Source organism: Franconibacter sp. IITDAS19, from assembly GCF_023079515.1.
Lineage (GTDB): Bacteria > Pseudomonadota > Gammaproteobacteria > Enterobacterales > Enterobacteriaceae > Franconibacter > Franconibacter pulveris.
In genome coordinates, this window is the sequence record NZ_JALJCP010000004.1 from 351,994 (window position 1) to 369,128 (window position 17,135).

19 protein-coding genes are annotated in these 17,135 nt (G+C 54.9%); 10 read left to right on the forward strand and 9 right to left on the reverse strand.

Annotation, left to right across the window (positions count from 1 at the left end; translation table 11 throughout):
• The first annotated feature begins 86 nt into the window (after positions 1-86).
• The 6 genes from accA to MT962_RS14370 all read left to right on the forward strand — a co-directional run bounded on the left by accA (position 87) and on the right by MT962_RS14370 (position 7,413).
• Positions 87-1,046 carry an acetyl-CoA carboxylase carboxyl transferase subunit alpha gene (gene accA, locus MT962_RS14345; protein ID WP_024559226.1) on the forward strand — a complete coding sequence of 320 codons (960 nt, stop codon included), beginning with the start codon at positions 87-89 and terminating at the stop codon, positions 1,044-1,046.
• A gap of 192 nt (positions 1,047-1,238) precedes the next feature.
• Positions 1,239-3,077: a chitinase gene (locus MT962_RS14350; protein WP_247365919.1), complete on the forward strand. Its 1,839-nt coding sequence runs from the start codon at positions 1,239-1,241 to the stop codon at positions 3,075-3,077.
• Positions 3,078-3,151: 74 nt separating this feature from the next.
• Positions 3,152-5,290 (forward strand): lysine decarboxylase LdcC, encoded by a 2,139-nt coding sequence (locus MT962_RS14355; protein ID WP_024561076.1) that lies wholly within the window; start codon positions 3,152-3,154, stop codon positions 5,288-5,290.
• A 57-nt stretch (positions 5,291-5,347) separates the two neighbouring features.
• Positions 5,348-5,737, forward strand: a complete 390-nt coding sequence (locus tag MT962_RS14360; protein WP_247365922.1) for a VOC family protein — start codon at positions 5,348-5,350, stop codon at positions 5,735-5,737.
• A gap of 63 nt (positions 5,738-5,800) precedes the next feature.
• Positions 5,801-7,105: a tRNA lysidine(34) synthetase TilS gene (gene tilS / locus MT962_RS14365; protein WP_247365924.1), complete on the forward strand. Its 1,305-nt coding sequence runs from the start codon at positions 5,801-5,803 to the stop codon at positions 7,103-7,105.
• The gene (locus MT962_RS14370; RefSeq protein WP_024559221.1) at positions 7,102-7,413 is read left to right on the forward strand and encodes a cytochrome c; all 312 of its coding nucleotides are present in this window, start codon (positions 7,102-7,104) and stop codon (positions 7,411-7,413) included. Before tilS ends, MT962_RS14370 begins: the two co-directional genes overlap by 4 nt.
• A 41-nt stretch (positions 7,414-7,454) precedes the next feature.
• Here the strand turns inward: MT962_RS14370 and rof are convergent, their stop codons facing one another.
• Together rof and MT962_RS14380 are read right to left on the reverse strand one after the other, a co-directional pair.
• Entirely contained in the window at positions 7,455-7,715 is a 261-nt protein-coding gene (rof, locus tag MT962_RS14375; RefSeq protein WP_024559220.1) for a Rho-binding antiterminator, read from the reverse strand.
• Complete coding sequence (locus tag MT962_RS14380; RefSeq protein WP_024559219.1) at positions 7,702-7,902, reverse strand: YaeP family protein; 201 nt, start codon at positions 7,900-7,902, stop codon at positions 7,702-7,704. Before MT962_RS14380 ends, rof begins: the two co-directional genes overlap by 14 nt.
• Before the next feature lie 201 nt (positions 7,903-8,103).
• Here MT962_RS14380 and MT962_RS14385 point away from each other — a divergent pair, with 201 nt between their 5' ends.
• From MT962_RS14385 to nlpE, 3 genes are all read left to right on the forward strand, one after another.
• Positions 8,104-8,649 carry a YaeQ family protein gene (locus tag MT962_RS14385; protein WP_247365926.1) on the forward strand — a complete coding sequence of 182 codons (546 nt, stop codon included), beginning with the start codon at positions 8,104-8,106 and terminating at the stop codon, positions 8,647-8,649.
• Positions 8,646-9,062: an alternative ribosome rescue aminoacyl-tRNA hydrolase ArfB gene (gene arfB / locus MT962_RS14390; RefSeq protein WP_024559217.1), complete on the forward strand. Its 417-nt coding sequence runs from the start codon at positions 8,646-8,648 to the stop codon at positions 9,060-9,062. Before MT962_RS14385 ends, arfB begins: the two co-directional genes overlap by 4 nt.
• Before the next feature lie 75 nt (positions 9,063-9,137).
• Complete coding sequence (gene nlpE, locus MT962_RS14395) at positions 9,138-9,794, forward strand: envelope stress response activation lipoprotein NlpE (RefSeq protein ID WP_247365932.1); 657 nt, start codon at positions 9,138-9,140, stop codon at positions 9,792-9,794.
• A gap of 4 nt (positions 9,795-9,798) precedes the next feature.
• Here the strand turns inward: nlpE and MT962_RS14400 are convergent, their stop codons facing one another.
• From MT962_RS14400 to metN, 7 genes are all read right to left on the reverse strand, one after another.
• Positions 9,799-10,596: a YaeF family permuted papain-like enzyme gene (locus MT962_RS14400; protein ID WP_024559215.1), complete on the reverse strand. Its 798-nt coding sequence runs from the start codon at positions 10,594-10,596 to the stop codon at positions 9,799-9,801.
• Between the two features lie 68 nt (positions 10,597-10,664).
• A complete protein-coding gene (gene proS / locus MT962_RS14405) occupies positions 10,665-12,383 on the reverse strand; it encodes a proline--tRNA ligase (protein ID WP_024559214.1) in 1,719 nt (572 codons plus the stop codon).
• 107 nt (positions 12,384-12,490) lie between these two features.
• On the reverse strand, positions 12,491-13,198 hold the full coding sequence (gene tsaA, locus MT962_RS14410) for a tRNA (N6-threonylcarbamoyladenosine(37)-N6)-methyltransferase TrmO (RefSeq protein ID WP_048887680.1): 708 nt from the start codon (positions 13,196-13,198) through the stop codon (positions 12,491-12,493).
• The gene (rcsF, locus tag MT962_RS14415) at positions 13,195-13,599 is read right to left on the reverse strand and encodes an Rcs stress response system protein RcsF (RefSeq protein ID WP_024559212.1); all 405 of its coding nucleotides are present in this window, start codon (positions 13,597-13,599) and stop codon (positions 13,195-13,197) included. The genes tsaA and rcsF overlap by 4 nt, the downstream gene beginning before the upstream one ends.
• 111 nt (positions 13,600-13,710) lie before the next feature.
• Complete coding sequence (gene metQ, locus MT962_RS14420) at positions 13,711-14,526, reverse strand: methionine ABC transporter substrate-binding lipoprotein MetQ (protein WP_024559211.1); 816 nt, start codon at positions 14,524-14,526, stop codon at positions 13,711-13,713.
• Between the two features lie 44 nt (positions 14,527-14,570).
• On the reverse strand, positions 14,571-15,224 hold the full coding sequence (locus MT962_RS14425) for a methionine ABC transporter permease MetI (RefSeq protein ID WP_024559210.1): 654 nt from the start codon (positions 15,222-15,224) through the stop codon (positions 14,571-14,573).
• Positions 15,217-16,248, reverse strand: coding sequence for a methionine ABC transporter ATP-binding protein MetN (metN, locus tag MT962_RS14430; protein WP_188724055.1), 1,032 nt, complete (start codon positions 16,246-16,248; stop codon positions 15,217-15,219). Before metN ends, MT962_RS14425 begins: the two co-directional genes overlap by 8 nt.
• Positions 16,249-16,436: 188 nt before the next feature.
• On the opposite strand from metN, the gene gmhB reads away from it, so the two are divergent.
• Positions 16,437-16,997: a D-glycero-beta-D-manno-heptose 1,7-bisphosphate 7-phosphatase gene (gene gmhB, locus MT962_RS14435; RefSeq protein ID WP_048887679.1), complete on the forward strand. Its 561-nt coding sequence runs from the start codon at positions 16,437-16,439 to the stop codon at positions 16,995-16,997.
• The last annotated feature ends 138 nt before the right edge of the window (positions 16,998-17,135 follow it).

The window sequence follows — 17,135 nt, forward strand, 5'->3', positions numbered from 1 at the left end:
CGGGTTCTGAATCACCGGGCCGGTAGCCGCGAGGCCTGCCAGGCCCGGAGCAGGTGGAACTGGAGTTTGACTAATACAGGAATATTATGAGTCTGAATTTCCTTGATTTTGAACAGCCGATTGCAGAGCTGGAAGCGAAAATCGATTCCCTGACCGCTGTAGGCCGTCAGGATGAAAAACTGGATATTAACATCGACGAAGAGGTGCATCGTCTGCGCGAAAAAAGCGTAGAGCTCACCCGTAAGATTTTCGCCGATCTGGGCGCATGGCAGATTGCGCAACTGGCGCGTCATCCGCTGCGCCCTTATACCCTTGATTATGTTCGTCTGGCGTTTGATGAGTTCGATGAACTGGCGGGCGACCGCGCTTACGCCGACGATAAAGCCATTGTCGGCGGCATCGCGCGTCTGGATGGCCGCCCGGTGATGATAATCGGCCACCAGAAAGGACGTGAAACCAAAGAAAAAATTCGCCGCAACTTTGGTATGCCGGCGCCGGAAGGCTACCGTAAAGCGCTGCGCCTGATGGAGATGGCCGAGCGTTTCAATATGCCGATTATTACCTTCATCGATACCCCGGGCGCCTATCCGGGCGTGGGCGCGGAAGAGCGCGGTCAGTCTGAAGCCATCGCCCGCAACCTGCGTGAAATGTCCCGCCTGAAAGTGCCGGTTATCTGCACCGTTATCGGCGAAGGCGGCTCCGGCGGCGCGCTGGCTATCGGCGTGGGCGACAAAGTCAACATGCTGCAGTACAGCACTTATTCCGTTATTTCACCGGAAGGCTGTGCATCTATTCTGTGGAAAAGCGCGGATAAAGCGCCGCTCGCTGCAGAAGCGATGGGCATTATCGCTCCGCGTCTGAAAGAGCTGAAGCTCATTGACTCCGTGATTGGTGAACCGCTCGGCGGCGCGCACCGCAATCCGGAAGCGATGGCGCAATCGCTGAAGGCGCAACTGCTGGCAGATCTGGCGGATCTCGATGTACTGAGCAAAGAAGACCTGCTTAACCGTCGTTATCAGCGTCTGATGAGCTACGGTTACGCTTGATTCTCCGACTTTTTCCATTTCTCTCTAAAGGCTGACTTTTGTCAGCCTTTTTTAATCTATTTATTTTGTGATCGGTCTCAACGAGACGGCAGGCGTTCTCGTTTCGCTTCACTAGACTCCATTTATCTGCGATGTCTGTCGCAGAACGGTGAAATTGTTTTCTCAGCACCTCACCCTTTCGGAGTAATCGCTATGAGCATGAAACGAGCCGCACTCGGCGCAGTCGCGGCGGGCATTTTCCTGCATACCCCGCCCGCCTCTTCTGCGCTTCTGGAAGCCAGCAGTGAACCTTACCCCGTAAATTCCGCTGATTTACAAAAGAAAGAACAGGAGCTAACCAGCTTCCCGCTAATGAAATCGGTAAAAGCATCGATTCAGACGCTGGATAACGATAGCGTGGAAAACATCGCGCCAGGGAATGCCAGTAATCCCGACAACGTAAAGCGAGTGGAAAGCATCCTCAAAAGCGCTGACTGGGACTATCTCTTCCCTCTTCGTGCGCCGGAGTACACCTACACCAATTTTTTGAAGGCTATCGGCAAATTCCCGGCGGTTTGCGGCAGCTATAGCGATGGGCGTAATAGCGAGGCGATTTGCCGTAAATCGTTAGCGACAATGTTTGCGCACTTTGCTCAGGAAACGGGTGGACATGAGAGTTGGCGTCCAGAGCAGGAGTGGCGACAGGCGCTGGTTTACCTGCGAGAAATGGGCTGGACCGAGGGGCAAAAGGGGGGCTATAACGGCGAGTGCAATCCTGATGTCTGGCAGGGGCAGACCTGGCCCTGCGGTAAGGACAAAGATGGCGACTTTGTGAGTTATTTTGGGCGAGGCGCTAAACAGCTTTCTTATAACTACAACTACGGTCCTTTTTCCGATGCGATGTTCGGCACGGTGCGCACATTGCTTGATAAGCCTGAAATGGTGGCGGATACGTGGCTTAACCTTGCCAGCGCTATCTTTTTCTTTGTCTACCCGCAGCCGCCCAAACCCAGCATGATGCACGTTATTGACGGCACATGGACGCCCAACGATCACGACAAGTCTAACGGTCTGGTGCCGGGTTTTGGCGTCACTATCCAGATTATTAACGGCGGCGTAGAGTGCGGCGGCCCTACGGAAAACGCCCAGTCGCTTAATCGTATCGCCTATTACAAAGAGTTCGCTAAATACCTGAAAGTTAATGTCCCTGCTAACGAAGTGCTGGGCTGTAAAGGGATGAAGCAGTTCGACAGCGGCGGTGCCGGGGCGCTGCCCATTTACTGGGAGCAGGATTGGGGCTGGAGCGCGCAAACGCCTTCAGGTCAAACTTACGCTTGCCAGCTGGTGGGCTATCAGACGCCTTTCAGCGCTTTTAAAGAGGGCGATTACGCAAACTGCGTGAAGCATTTCTTCAACGTTAAAGTGGTGGACGACGCCAGCGGAAATACCACGCCGCAACCCTCTCCTGAACCCCAGCCTTCACCGGAGCCGCAACCTTCGCCAGAGCCGCAACCTTCACCGGAGCCGCAACCTTCACCGGAGCCGCAACCTTCACCGGAGCCTTCGCTTAACGTCGCGCCTGTGGCGATGATTGCAGGCCCTGTTGGCGCAGTGGAAGCGGGCAGTAAAGTTTCGCTTAGCGCGGAAGGCTCAACCGATGAGAATGGCGATGCGCTCACCTATAAATGGATGTCGCAGGATGGGCAGACGGTCAGCGGCAAAGATAAATCCGTAATTATTTTTGATGCGCCAGAAAAAGCGCAGGATGCACAATACGTTATCAGCCTGACGGTGGATGATGGCCAGTTAAGCAGCACTGCCTCCTATACGCTTAATGTGAAGGCGAAAGCCTCAGCGCCTTCAGGCGGTGGGTCGACAAATTATCCGGCATGGAGCAGTACACAAAAATGGAACTCCGGCGATATCGTCATTAACCACGGCAAACTCTATCAGTGTAAGCCTTTCCCGTATGGCGGCTGGTGTAATACCGCGCCGGCTTATTACGAACCGGGAGCAGGTCTTGCGTGGCAGGATGCCTGGACTGCTCTGTAAACGCGTAACGCCAGCGCCCGTCGCTGGCGTTAACAACTATGCTTACCAGATGCATTTTTGCCAGGAGGTAAGCAGTGAACATCATCGCCATCATGGGGCCGCACGGCGCATTTTATAAAGACGAGCCGATTGACGAGCTCCAGAATGCGCTTCAGCGTCAGGGTTTCCAGGTTATCTGGCCGAAAAACAGCACCGATCTGCTGAAGTTTATCGAGCATAACCCGCGCATCTGCGGCGTGATTTTCGACTGGGACGAATACAGTCTCGATCTCTGTAGCGAAATCAATCGCCTCAACGAATACCTGCCGCTTTATGCCTTTATCAACACCCATTCCTCGCTCGATGTCAGCGTTAACGAAATGCGCATGGCGCTGTGGTTTTTTGAATACGCATTAGGCGCGGCGGAAGATATCGCCACGCGCATCCGGCAATATACCAATGAGTATCTCGACAACATCACGCCGCCTTTTACCAAAGCGCTGTTTACCTATGTTAAAGAAGGCAAATACACCTTCTGTACGCCCGGACATATGGCGGGCACGGCGTATCAGAAAAGCCCGGTAGGTTGCCTGTTTTATGATTTCTTCGGCGGCAATACGCTGAAGGCGGATGTCTCCATTTCCGTCACTGAACTGGGCTCGCTGCTGGATCATACCGGCCCGCATCTGGAGGCGGAGGAGTACATCGCCCGCACCTTCGGCGCCGAGCAGAGCTATATGGTGACTAATGGCACCTCCACGTCGAACAAAATTGTCGGCATGTATGCCGCGCCTGCCGGCAGCACAATGCTGGTTGATCGCAACTGCCATAAGTCGTTAACCCATCTGTTGATGATGAGCGACATCGTGCCTCTCTGGCTGAAGCCGACCCGCAACGCGCTGGGCATTCTGGGCGGTATTCCAAAACATGAATTCAGCCGCGCTTCGATTGAAGAGAAAGTCGGGCAGACGAAAAATGCCAGCTGGCCGGTGCATGCGGTTATCACTAACTCCACTTACGACGGGCTGCTTTACAACACCAACTGGATCAAGCGCACGCTTGATGTACCCTCAATTCATTTCGATTCCGCCTGGGTGCCCTATACCCACTTTCATCCTATTTATCAGGGCAAAAGCGGCATGAGCGGCGAGCGTATTCCGGGCAAAGTCTTCTTTGAAACGCAGTCCACCCATAAAATGTTGGCCGCGTTTTCTCAGGCCTCGTTGATACATATTAAAGGCGATTACGACGAAGAAACCTTTAACGAAGCCTACATGATGCATACCACCACGTCGCCGAGCTACCCGCTGGTGGCATCCATCGAAACCGCGGCGGCGATGCTGCGCGGCAACCCGGGCAGAAGATTGATTAACCGTTCGGTCGAGCGTGCGTTGCATTTCCGTAAAGAGGTGCAGCGGCTGCGGGAGGAATCAGACAGCTGGTTCTTCGATATCTGGCAGCCGGAAGAAATTAATGAAGCGGATTGCTGGCCCATCGCGCCGGGCGAGACGTGGCACGGTTTTAACGATGCCGATGATGACCACATGTATCTCGACCCGGTCAAAGTCACCATCCTTACGCCGGGCATGGACGAACAGGGAAACATGGCGGAAGAGGGGATCCCGGCTGCGCTGGTGGCCAAATTTCTCGACGAGCGCGGCGTGGTCGTAGAGAAAACTGGCCCTTACAATCTGCTCTTTTTATTCAGCATCGGCATTGATAAAACCCGGGCGATGAGCCTGCTGCGCGGCCTGACTGAGTTTAAACGCGCCTATGACCTGAACCTGCGGGTGAAAAATATGCTGCCCGACCTTTACGCCGAGGACCCGGACTTTTATCGCAACATGCGTATCCAGACGCTGGCGCGCGGCATTCACGATCTTATTAAACAGCATGATATGGCGAGCCTGATGCTGCGCGCTTTCGACGTATTGCCGGAAATGAAGCTCACCCCTCACGAAATGTACCAGCAGCAGGTAAAAGGCAACGTGGAGACGGTGGAGATAGAAAAGCTCATCAACCGGGTTTCCGCTAATATGATCCTGCCGTACCCGCCCGGCGTGCCGCTGGTGATGCCAGGCGAGATGATCACTCAGGAGAGCCGCGCCGTGCTCGATTTCTTGCTCATGCTCTGTTCCATCGGCAAACACTATCCTGGTTTTGAGACCGATATTCACGGCGCGAAACTGGGAGACGACGGCGTTTACCGTGTACGTGTCCTAAAAAATAGCTAACCCCTTGTTTTGCTATTAACGGCTGGTTAACGTTCGGAAAAAGCAAAAGGAGAGAGCATGCTGGGTTTAAAACAGATTCACCATATCGCCATCATCGCGACGGATTACGAAAAGAGTAAGGCTTTTTACTGCGACATTCTCGGCTTTACGCTGCTGTCAGAAGTGTACCGCGAAGCGCGGGATTCCTGGAAAGGCGACCTGGCGTTAAACGGCCAGTATGTCATTGAGCTTTTCTCGTTCCCGTTCCCGCCCGCTCGCCCCAGCCGACCCGAAGCCTGCGGCCTGCGCCATCTCGCATTTAGCGTGGAGGATGTCGACCAGGCGGTCGCGCATCTGGAAAGCCGCGGCGTGAAATGCGAAGCGGTGCGCGTTGATGAGCTGACGGGCAAGCGTTTTACGTTCTTCAACGACCCGGACGGTCTGCCGCTGGAGCTTTATCAGCAGTAAGACTTGCCCGAACCTGCAATGCCCGGTAACGTGCCGGGCATACTCCTCATTTTTCGCTGCGTTATGACCACTCTTTCACTCACTTCTCTGCATCATTTTCGCCATTTGCTGGTGGCGTTCAGCGGTGGCCTGGATTCCACCGTGCTGCTGCATGAGCTTGTGCGTTTGCGCGAAACCGGGTCGCCGCTGACACTGCGCGCCATTCACATCCATCACGGCATCAGTCCGCATGCTGATAGCTGGGTTGCGCATTGCAGGCGGGTTTGCGAAGGCCTGAACGTGCCGCTTACGGTTCGTCGCGTGCAGCTCGAGCAGGAAGGACTCGGGCTGGAGGCGCAGGCGCGCAAGGCGCGTTACGCCGCTTTTGCTGACGCTTTGCAGCCTGGTGAGGCGCTGGTAACGGCGCAGCATCAGGACGATCAGTGCGAGACGCTATTGCTGGCGCTCAAGCGCGGCAGCGGCCCGGCGGGGCTGGCGGCGATGCCGGAAAGACTCGCTTTCGCCGGGACGTTTATTCTGCGTCCTTTGCTTAACACCTCGCGCGCGCAGCTGGAGCGGTATGCGCAGGCGCATCATCTGGTGTGGATTGACGATGAGAGTAATCAGGACGACAGCTACGACCGTAACTTTTTGCGGTTGCGCGTATTGCCGCTGCTGGCGTCGCGTTGGCCCCATTTTGCCGAAGCGGCAGCGCGCAGCGCGCAGCTTTGCGGCGAACAGGAGCAACTGCTGGATGAGCTGCTGGGCGAAGAGCTCGCCGCCTTAACGGGAGAGCAGGGCGAGCTTCGTCTTGCTCCGCTTGCCGCGGTGAGCGACAGCCGGCGCGGGGCCCTGCTGCGGCGCTGGTTTGCCGCGCACAGCGCTCAAATGCCTTCCCGCGCCGCGCTGCAACGACTGTGGGACGAGGTGGCGCAAAGCCGTGAAGATGCCTGTCCGCGTTTACAATTTGGCCGCTATGAAGTGCGTCGTTATCAGGAGGCGCTCTGGTGGGTGCCAATGCGTCCAGGGCAGGGCGATCGCGTCATTGGTTGGGAAAAGCCCTGGCAACCGCTTGTGCTGCCGGACGGGCTGGGCCAACTGACAACGGGCGACACGGGTACGCGTGTACGCGTACCAGGGGCTGATGAACGCGTAACGGTGCGCTTTCGCGCCAGTGGGACTCTGTATATTGTCGGTCGCGAACGGGGACGTAGCCTGAAAAAACTCTGGCAAGAGTTGCGCGTTCCCCCCTGGCGGCGCGACACTACGCCTTTGATTTTTTATGGTGAGCAACTTATCTGCGCCCCTGGCATTTTTGTCACCCGCGAGGGCGCGGCGCAGGCGCAAACAGGCTGGCATATAGACTGGCGAAAGGAGCAAGACGAATGAAAAAATGGGCAATGCTGACGGGGTTAATGCTGTGCAGTCTGTCGGCGCAGGCAAAGGGCGATGCGAAAGCAGGGGAAGAAAAAGCGGTTATGTGCGTTGCCTGCCACGGCGCGACCGGAAAAGTGTCGGTGCCGCTTTACCCCAACCTGGCCGGGCAGAATGCAGAGTACCTTGCTCATGCGCTGCAGGCTTATAAAAAAGGCGAGCGCAGCGGCGGACAGGCGGAAATCATGAAGGCTTACGTCAGCGGCCTGTCTGACAGCGATATCGACAATCTTGCAGCGTATTACGCCAGTCAGAAACCATAAAAAAGGGCAGCCCGCTGGCTGCCCTTGCTGTTTTGAGGAGATCAGGACTCGCTGACCACGACGGTGCCGATTTCTGGGTGGCTGAAACTGGCGATTTTATCGAGACGAACTTCGCGCGGGGCACCGGCTTCATCGACAATCAGATATTCGACGTTTTTACGAGAAACCAGGTCGTTGGCCTGCGCCTTAAAAATTTCTCCGCTCTTCAGTTCCAGCGTCAGTAGTAAGTGATGCTGGCAGGCGAGTTCGAGATTGTCATAATCGTCACAGTTGATGGGTTGATAGGCATCATTCATTGACATAATCGCTCACCAGTAAGTTCGCGGCAGCATAAGCCGCCTTTTCCCTGACCGACTCTGAAAGCGCATCGTTAGAGGCGACTTCATTCAGAACCTTTAACACGCAGCCCAGCGCATCGGGGATATAACCCAGATCGCCGCTGGCGATTTCCGCATAGCGCTTGCGTATTAACGCACAATAACTATCCACATGCCCTCCTGTCAGAGTCCTGACTACCGACTTCGTTGTGGGATGCAAGTCTAAGCCTACGAAGATAAACTCTGTTTAGCAAGGTGACTATACCATAGTCATCTGAACGATATTAACGGATAACGAGGCCCAGGCAGGGAATTCTACGGCAGGCCGCCGTTATTCCGTTACAATAGCGTCCAGCATAACCTGGGGGACGTGATGGCATTAAAAGCAACGATTTACAAAGCGGCGGTTAACGTAGCGGATCTGGACCGTCAGCAATTTCTGGAAACCAGCCTGACGCTGGCGCGTCATCCATCCGAAACGCAGGAGCGTATGATGCTGCGTCTGCTGGCATGGATAATCCATGCCGACGAGCAGCTCCAATTCACCCGTGGATTGTGCGCGGATGATGAGCCGGAAATCTGGCTGCGTAACGATCATATGGGCATTGAGCTTTGGGTGGAATTAGGACTGCCCGATGAGCGCAGGCTGCGTAAGGCGGTCAATCAGTCCAGCGAGGTCGTGTTATTTACTTATAACGACCGCGCGGCGCAGGTCTGGTGGCAACAGAACCAGGATAAGCTGCGCCAGTATAAAAACCTTGCTATCTGGTACATCAATGACGAACAGCTGGCGAAGGTGAGCAAACTCGCGGACCGGACTATGTCGTTACAGGCAACGCTGCAGGAAGGGATTATCTGGCTTTCCGACGAGCATCATAATCTGGAGCTCCAGCTAACGCCCTGGCAGCAGGCTTCATGATTGAAATTTCCCGCAGCGTCGCGATTCCTGATGAAGAGGTAACCATTACCGCTATCCGGGCGCAGGGCGCGGGCGGGCAGCATGTGAATAAAACCTCAACGGCGATTCATCTGCGCTTCGATATCAACGCGTCCAGTTTACCGGAAGAGTATAAGCGTCGACTGCTGGCGGCGAGCCACCATCTTATTACGCAAGAAGGGGTGGTGATTATTAAAGCGCAAACGCACCGCAGCCAGGAGATGAATCGGGAAGAGGCGGTCGCTCGGCTTATTGCGTTAATTCGGGAACTTACCGTTACGCAAAAGAGTCGAAAAGCTACCAAACCCACGCGCGCGTCAAAGGTGCGTCGCCGCGAGGCGAAAACACAGCGGTCTGCGACCAAGGCACTGCGTGGAAAAGTTCGCGGTCTGTAGAAGCCACTCACCATCAGACTATAAGGAAATCAGGTGAAAAAGAGCATTGTGCCCGCCGCCGTGGCGCTGCTGAGTATGCTGGCGCTTTTTGGCTGTAATAACCGTGCTGAAGTGCAGACGCTTCAGCCTGCTTCTTCGGCAGAGCTTAAACCCATGCAGCAAAGCTGGCGCGGCGTTCTGCCCTGTGCGGATTGCGAAGGCATCGAAACGTCGCTTTTTCTGGAAAAAGACGGCACGTGGGTTATGAACGAGCGCTATCTGGGCGCGCGGGAGCCAACGGTTATCGCCTCCTGGGGGACCTGGGCGCGTACCGCAGATAAGCTGGTGCTGACCGACAGCGACGGTGAAAAGCGCTACTTCCATGCGAAAGGCGAGCAGCTGGAAATGCTCGACCGCGAAGGCAAACGCATCTCCTCTACGCTTAATTACACGCTTTCGCCAGTAAACGCCTCGCTGCCGACGACGCCCATCGCCATGAAGGGCATGTATTTTTATATGGCGGATGCGGCAACCTTTACCGACTGCGCGACGGGACGCCGCTTTGCCGTGTCCAGCAACGCCCGGCTTGAGCGCGATTATGCCGTGGCGCGGGACGGCGAGCAGAAAGCCGTATTGCTGAGAACGCAGGCGCATTTTACGCTTGAGCCCAACCCCGACAGCGGAACGATGCAAAAGACGCTGGTGGTGGACAGTCATAGCCGTTTCGAACGTGATAAAGATTGCCAGGATTAGGCCTTTACTGAAAATAGCTGCGGGCGGACAGATAAATTCCTTTTTTTAAATGACCAACATAGCGCAGGCGATGTAGCGGTTTTAGCGACGTTACATCGCCCTCTCGCATATGGAGCAGATCCGCCGGACTGACCCACCCGGAAGCGGCTGAGGTCAAGGGATGACCGGCATAAGCATAAGCGGCAGTGACAAATTCGGAACAAAAGTAGCGATTGTTGGCAGGGCGCTCTGGCGGCGCGAGCTGCACATTCGCCAGGGTTGCCAGGCATTGATGGCGAAAGTCGGATGAAAAAGGCGTGAGTGAACAAAGCTTGCTGGTCAGCATAAAAGGCGCCATTCCAGCGATACCGGAAAAGTTATAGCGGCTACCGCTTTTATCAGTCGCAAATTGCGAGATAAGTTTTGCTTCTTTCTCTGTAAGCCCCGGCATTCTTAACGCAAAGAGTTTATCACTATGCGCCATCGCCTCCTTTAACGTGATGATATGCACGCCCGCGCCGACGGCTTCAGCAACATGGCCTTCTCCTGTATACAACGCTACATGACTAACTGCGGATGCGCTGAAAAAGCGAATCCCTAACGAGGTCAACCCAATCGAAGATGAGAAAAGCAGATCGCCTGTTCGCAGTTGCGTTTCGTCGATAACCCGTAACGTCTGCCCGGGCGCGGAGCTGAACTGCCGTACGCTAATTGTTCTGGTAGAGGAAGGAGCGAGAGGATCCTGGCCGATATCAACAGCGCATCCTGTTAACGCAACGATTAACAGAACCAGAACGCCCAATACGCCGCGCCTGAGATGCATATGACCATCCTTTGTCGTTGATAAAAAAACGCCCCGACAGAGCGGGGCGTTAGTATAACAAAGCGGCACTACTTGCGGATGTTGCTGACCAGGTAATCCAGAATTTCACCTGTTTTAATCAGCTTTTTCTCGCCATCGCGACGGTATTTGTATTCGATATCGTCGTTGTCGAGGTTACGATCGCCAATAACAACAGTGTGCGGAATGCCGATAAGCTCCATGTCGGCAAACATCACGCCCGGGCGCTCTTTACGATCGTCCATCAGCACCTCAATGCCCTGCGCGCGCAGTTCATTGTAGAGTTTCTCCGCCAGTTCCTGAACGCGGAAAGATTTGTGCATATTCATCGGCAGAATGGCGACCTGGAACGGCGCAATCGCCTCCGGCCAGACGATACCGCGATCGTCATGGTTCTGTTCAATCGCCGCGGCCACGACACGCGTTACGCCGATGCCGTAGCAACCCATAGTCAGCACCTGATTGCGGCCATCTTCGCCCTGTACGGAAGCCTTCAGCGCGTCGGAGTATTTGGTGCCCAGCTGGAAAATGTGGCCCACTTCGATGCCGCGCTTGATAAGCAGCGTGCCTTGTCCGTCCGGGCTTGGGTCGCCTGCGACAACGTTACGGATATCGGCCACTTCCGGTGTCGCCACATCGCGATCCCAGTTAATACCGAAGTAGTGTTTGCCTTCAATGTTGGCGCCAGCCGCGAAATCGCTCATGACCGCAACAGAACGGTCGATAACCACCGGAACTGGCATATTGACCGGGCCGAGAGAACCCGGGCCTGCATTAATAACGGCTCGGATTTCCGCTTCGGTTGCAAAAGTCAGCGGGCTCGCCACCTGCGGCAGCTTCTCGGCTTTCACTTCGTTGAGTTCATGATCGCCGCGCACCAGCAGCGCGACCAGCGGATAAGCGCTCCCTTCTACCGCTTTTACCAGCAGCGTCTTAACGGTCTTCTCTACCGGCAGATTGAACTGCTCAACCAGCTCAGCGATGGTTTTCGCATTCGGCGTATCGATAAGCTGCATTTCCTGCGTGGCGGCGGCGCGCGGGGTTTTCGGCGCGACAGCTTCGGCCAGCTCAATGTTTGCAGCGTAATCGGAAGTGTCGGAGAAGATAACGTCATCTTCGCCGCTCTGCGCCAGCACCTGGAATTCATGGGAAGCGCTGCCGCCGATTGAGCCGGTATCCGCCTGCACCGCACGGAAATCAAGGCCCATGCGGCTGAAGATTTTGCTGTAGGCGGCGTACATGGCATCGTACGTTTCCTGCAGGGATTCCTGAGAAGTATGGAAAGAGTAGGCGTCCTTCATCAGGAATTCACGCGAGCGCATTACGCCAAAGCGCGGGCGCACTTCGTCGCGGAATTTAGTCTGGATCTGGAAGAAGTTGAGCGGCAGCTGTTTGTAGGAACTCAGCTCGTTACGGATAAGATCGGTAATGACTTCTTCATGCGTCGGGCCAAGCACGAACGGACGGTCGCCGCGATCGACGAAACGCAGCAACTCCGGGCCGTACTGTTCCCAGCGGCCGCTCTCCTGCCACAGGTCGGCTGGCTGCACCACCGGCATGCTCACCTCAATGGCACCGGCGTTGTTCATCTCTTCACGCACGATGTTTTCGACTTTTTTCAGGACGCGCAGGCCGGTCGGCAGCCAGGTATATAACCCGGAGGCCAGCTTGCGGATCATCCCGGCGCGCAGCATCAGCTGATGGCTGATCACTTCGGCGTCGGCAGGCGTCTCCTTAAGAGTGGAGAGCAGATATTGGCTAGTACGCATGTTGTTACGGTTCCATTTGAACTATCGGAGCAGGCCGGACGGCCTGGCGCAAAAAAGTGGTTTAGTTTACCAGCGTGGCCGGATTGCCAAAAGAGAGGGAAAACAAATTAGCGCGCCTCAAGGGCAAACACTTCAGAGCCTTGCTCGGTCACGCGCCAGCGCACGTTGAAATCAAGCAGCCAGACGGCGTAGCTTTTACCCGGATCTTCCTCTTTACGGTAAGCCGGGCGTGGATCCTGAGCCAGCACTTCACAAATAAATTTCCCAAGCGACGGGTATTGTTTCTCAAGCGTCGCGAGCGTCGCCTGAACCTCGTCGGTAAAAAAGACCGGCATATCCGCGACGGGCGCTTCCTGAGCATAACCCGCCCGGGCTTGCGGCAACGCTTCGGCGAAAGGCAGGTAAGGTTTAATATCCACGACAGGCGTGCCGTCTACTAGATCAAGCCCACCTAACTGCAGAATAACCTGATTTTTTTCGCAGCGTATTTCCTTGAGCTCAACCAGCGACATACCGATTGGGTTAGGGCGAAAAGTGGAGCGGGTGGCGAAAACCCCCATGCGGGCGTTGCCGCCAAGGCGCGGCGGACGCACTGTCGGCCGCCATCCGCCTTCCATTGTCTGATGAAAAACGAACAGCAGCCAGACATGGCTAAACCCTTCCAGACCACGAACCGCATCCGGCTGATTATAGGGCTCAAGGAGATGCAGTTCGCCGCCAACGGCTTTCACAAGACCTGGCTGGCGCGGGACGGCGAACTTTTCTTTATAGGGTGAACGGATAACGCCTATCTGTTCGAAATGGAACTGACTCATTTAGCCGAGACGTTCAGCGCAGAACCCACGCATATCGCCTGACGGTAGCAGCCCGGCGTTCCGCTGGTGACCTCACAGCTGTGCAGCAGTACGGCGTTCGCTTTCATTTTGGAGGCGTTTATCTGCATGCGCTTGCGGGCGGTCGGAATGTTAGGCGGAGAGTCCTGGTTAGTCGCCTGACAGGATTCGCCGCTCACTTCCCCGAGATCGCGGAAAGGCTTGCCCACCAGATCTTCAGCATTGCTATAAATTCTTACGGGAGCGGGATGAGAAACTTTCTGGCGAGGCGCTTCAGCGGGTGGGGTGGTTGCTGTGCTTTTAACGGGTTCTACGGGAGATCTGCTTAACATAGAGCAGCCACTGAGCATAAGGGCCAGTAAACAGATCGGTAAAGCACGCATAATATTTCCTCAATTAATCATCAATGAGAGTTTATTGAATCAGGAGCTTGCAGAAATAACAAGACGGGCCGCGGCCCGTCTTACATTATTTATGTGGCAAAGTGTGAAGCATTACCAGCCTTTCACAGCGCCGCCGTTAAAGATTTTGTTCGCCGCTTCGTTAACTTCGTCAGACTGATAAGCCTGAACAAACTTCTTCACGTTTTCCGCGTCTTTGTTGTCTTCGCGGGTCACTATCATGTTTACATACGGGGAATCTTTATCTTCAACGAAGATACCGTCTTTCGCCGGGGTCAGGTTGATCTGGCTGGCGTAGGTGGTGTTAATCACGGCCAGCGCGATCTGCGCATCGTCCAGGGAGCGCGGCAGCTGCGGTGCTTCCAGTTCAACAATCTTCAGGTTTTTCGGGTTTTCAGTCACGTCCAGAACGGTCGGCAGCAGACCTACGCCGTCTTTCAGTTTGATAAGACCCACTTTCTGCAGCAGCAGCAGAGAGCGGCCAAGGTTAGTCGGATCGTTAGGCACCGCGATTTGCGAGCCCGGCTGCAGTTCATCCAGCGATTTGATTTTTTTGGAATAGCCAGCGATTGGATAAACGAAGGTATTGCCAACCGAAACCAGCTTGTAACCGCGATCTTTAATCTGCTGATCCAGGTACGGCTTGTGCTGGAAGGCGTTAGCGTCGATATCGCCTTTGCTCAGCGCTTCGTTCGGCAGCACGTAGTCGTTAAACGTGACCAGCTCAACGTCCAGACCGTATTTGTCTTTAGCGACTTTCTGCGCCACTTCGGCAACCTGCTGTTCCGCGCCAACAATCACGCCGACTTTAATGTGATTCGGATCTTTTTCTTCCTGACCGCAACCCACTAATGCCAGAGAGCCGATAAGGGCGCCGACCGCTGCAAAGGTTTTCAATTTGAAAGACATAGCCATTCCTTACTCGAAAAGTTTATCTAATGTTGTGTATGACATTACTTGTGAGTGACAGCCCGGACGATGCGATCGCCAGAGAATTGAATTAAATACACCAATACCACGAGCAATACTAATACTGTGTTCATCACGGTGGCGTTATAACCGATGTAGCCATACTGGTAGCCAATCTGCCCCAGACCGCCTGCGCCCACCGCGCCGCCCATAGCGGAATAGCCGACCAGCGTAATCAGCGTAATGGTTGCTGCGTTCACCAGTCCGGGAAGCGCTTCCGGCAGCAGTACCTTACGGATTATCTGCATCGGCGTGGCGCCCATTGCGCGGGAGGCTTCAATCAGGCCTGAAGGGATTTCCAGCAGCGCGTTTTCCACCATACGGGCGATAAACGGCGCCGCGCCTACGGTCAGCGGCACGATAGCGGCCTGCAAACCAATAGAGGTGCCGACAATGGCGCGGGTGAACGGAATCATCCATACCAGCAAGATAATGAAAGGAATGGAGCGGAAGATATTCACCAGCGCGGAGATAATGCGATAGAGCTTCCCGTTTTCAATAATCTGGCCCGGGCGGGTCACATACAGCAGCACCCCAACCGGCAGGCCGATCACAAAACCGAAGAAGCCGGAAACAAAGGTCATCGCCAGGGTTTCCCACACGCCTTTCAGCATTAACCACATCATTGCTTCAGACATAACCCAGCACCTCTACTTTTACATGATGTTCTTGCAGATAAGCGATTGCCGCTTCCGTTTCCTGCGCCGTGCCGTGCATTTCCGCCAGCATGATGCCGAACTTCACGCCGCCTGCGTAATCCATCTGGGCGCTAATAATGTTGTTGTTTACATTAAAGCGGCGCGCGGTTTCGGAAAGCAGCGGAGCATCGACAGACTGGCCGGTAAATTCAAGGCGCAGCAGCGGAACGGTATTGCCGCTTGCCTGCGCGTTCAGGCGCTGCGCGTAATCGTCCGGAATATCCAGATGCAGGGTAGACTGAATAAACTGCTGCGCCAACGGGGTTTTCGGATGAGAAAACACTTCGCTTACGCTGTCCTGCTCAATCAGTTCGCCGTTGCTGATAACCGCCACGCAGTCGCAGATGCGCTTCACCACGTCCATCTCATGCGTAATAAGGAGAATGGTGAGACCCAGGCGACGGTTAATGTCTTTCAGCAATTCAAGGATGGAACGCGTCGTGGCCGGATCGAGCGCGCTGGTTGCTTCGTCGCACAGTAAAACTTTCGGGTTGCTGGCCAGAGCACGGGCAATCGCCACACGCTGCTTTTGCCCGCCGGAGAGGTTTGCAGGCCAGGCGTCATGTTTTTCACCCAATCCTACCAGGTCCAGCAGCTCGCTTACGCGGCGTTTAACTTCTTCTTTCGGCGTGTTGTTCAGCTCAAGCGGCAGCGCCACGTTGCCAAATACGGTGCGGGAAGAGAGCAGGTTGAAGTGCTGGAAGATCATGCCAATCTGGCGGCGCGCTTTGGTGAGTTCGGATTCAGAAAGCGCCGTTAAATCTTGTCCGTCTACCAGAACGGAGCCCTGGGTTGGCCGCTCAAGGAGGTTAACGCAGCGAATAAGCGTGCTTTTACCGGCGCCCGATGCGCCAATCACGCCATAAATTTGTCCGGCAGGCACATGCAGGCTGACATTATTCAGCGCCTGGATGGTTCGGTTTCCCTGCTGGAACACTTTGGTGATATTCGAAAGTTTGATCATTAGGTATTTATTATCTTATACGAGTTAGCCGTGGCATTTTGTTCTGCCAGATACGGGCGATGACCGTAGACGGGATGGATGTTAAGGCATCCAGACGTCTAAATCAATCGGGCATAGAGCGATGAGCACTTTCTCCCTGCTGGAAACATGCGATACTACGCGCAATATATATGTCAGGAGTTTTTCAGGTGGCTAAATCTGTACCCGCTATTTTTCTTGACCGCGACGGCACGTTGAATGTCGATCACGGCTACGTGCATGAAATCGATCGTTTTGAATTTATCGATGGCGTAATTGATGCGATGCGCGAGCTTAAAGAGATGGGCTTTGCGCTGGTGCTGGTAACGAACCAGTCGGGGATCGCGCGCGGTATCTTCACCGAAGCGCAATTCGAACAGCTTACTGAGTGGATGGACTGGTCGCTGGCGGACCGGGGCGTCGATCTCGATGGCATCTATTATTGCCCGCATCATCCCGAAGGCGCAGTGGAAGAGTTTCGTCAGGCCTGCGACTGTCGTAAACCACAACCAGGTATGCTTATCTCCGCTCGCGACTTCCTTCATATAGATATGGCTGCTTCTTATATGGTAGGGGACAAGCTGGAAGATATGCTGGCGGCGCAAGCAGCCGATGTGGGAACGAAGGTTCTGGTTCGCAGCGGCAAGCCAGTCACGTCGGATGCGGAAAATGCGGCGGACTGGGTGATTAATAGCCTCGCAGAACTGCCAGCGGCTATCAAATCGCGTTAAAAACCGGCGTTATGGCTAAATGGTAAGCGGTCAGTAAAAAAGTTAAGATTTCCGCTTGCCATCCTCAGACGGCTCCCTATAATGCGCCTCCATCGACACGGCGCTGGTGAACAACATCACACAGCGACGGTGAGTCGG

Excerpts from the sequence above, each read along its gene's own strand:
- accA (WP_024559226.1), top strand. The coding sequence starts at position 87 with ATGAGTCTGAATTTCCTTGATTTTGAACAGCCGATTGCAGAGCTGGAA.
- MT962_RS14350 (WP_247365919.1), top strand. The coding sequence starts at position 1,239 with ATGAGCATGAAACGAGCCGCACTCGGCGCAGTCGCGGCGGGCATTTTC.
- MT962_RS14360 (WP_247365922.1), top strand. The coding sequence starts at position 5,348 with ATGCTGGGTTTAAAACAGATTCACCATATCGCCATCATCGCGACGGAT.
- tilS (WP_247365924.1), top strand. The coding sequence starts at position 5,801 with ATGACCACTCTTTCACTCACTTCTCTGCATCATTTTCGCCATTTGCTG.
- MT962_RS14370 (WP_024559221.1), top strand. The coding sequence starts at position 7,102 with ATGAAAAAATGGGCAATGCTGACGGGGTTAATGCTGTGCAGTCTGTCG.
- rof (WP_024559220.1), bottom strand. The coding sequence starts at position 7,715 with ATGTCAATGAATGATGCCTATCAACCCATCAACTGTGACGATTATGAC.
- MT962_RS14385 (WP_247365926.1), top strand. The coding sequence starts at position 8,104 with ATGGCATTAAAAGCAACGATTTACAAAGCGGCGGTTAACGTAGCGGAT.
- arfB (WP_024559217.1), top strand. The coding sequence starts at position 8,646 with ATGATTGAAATTTCCCGCAGCGTCGCGATTCCTGATGAAGAGGTAACC.
- nlpE (WP_247365932.1), top strand. The coding sequence starts at position 9,138 with ATGCTGGCGCTTTTTGGCTGTAATAACCGTGCTGAAGTGCAGACGCTT.
- MT962_RS14400 (WP_024559215.1), bottom strand. The coding sequence starts at position 10,596 with ATGCATCTCAGGCGCGGCGTATTGGGCGTTCTGGTTCTGTTAATCGTT.
- proS (WP_024559214.1), bottom strand. The coding sequence starts at position 12,383 with ATGCGTACTAGCCAATATCTGCTCTCCACTCTTAAGGAGACGCCTGCC.
- tsaA (WP_048887680.1), bottom strand. The coding sequence starts at position 13,198 with ATGAGTCAGTTCCATTTCGAACAGATAGGCGTTATCCGTTCACCCTAT.
- rcsF (WP_024559212.1), bottom strand. The coding sequence starts at position 13,599 with ATGCGTGCTTTACCGATCTGTTTACTGGCCCTTATGCTCAGTGGCTGC.
- metQ (WP_024559211.1), bottom strand. The coding sequence starts at position 14,526 with ATGTCTTTCAAATTGAAAACCTTTGCAGCGGTCGGCGCCCTTATCGGC.
- MT962_RS14425 (WP_024559210.1), bottom strand. The coding sequence starts at position 15,224 with ATGTCTGAAGCAATGATGTGGTTAATGCTGAAAGGCGTGTGGGAAACC.
- metN (WP_188724055.1), bottom strand. The coding sequence starts at position 16,248 with ATGATCAAACTTTCGAATATCACCAAAGTGTTCCAGCAGGGAAACCGA.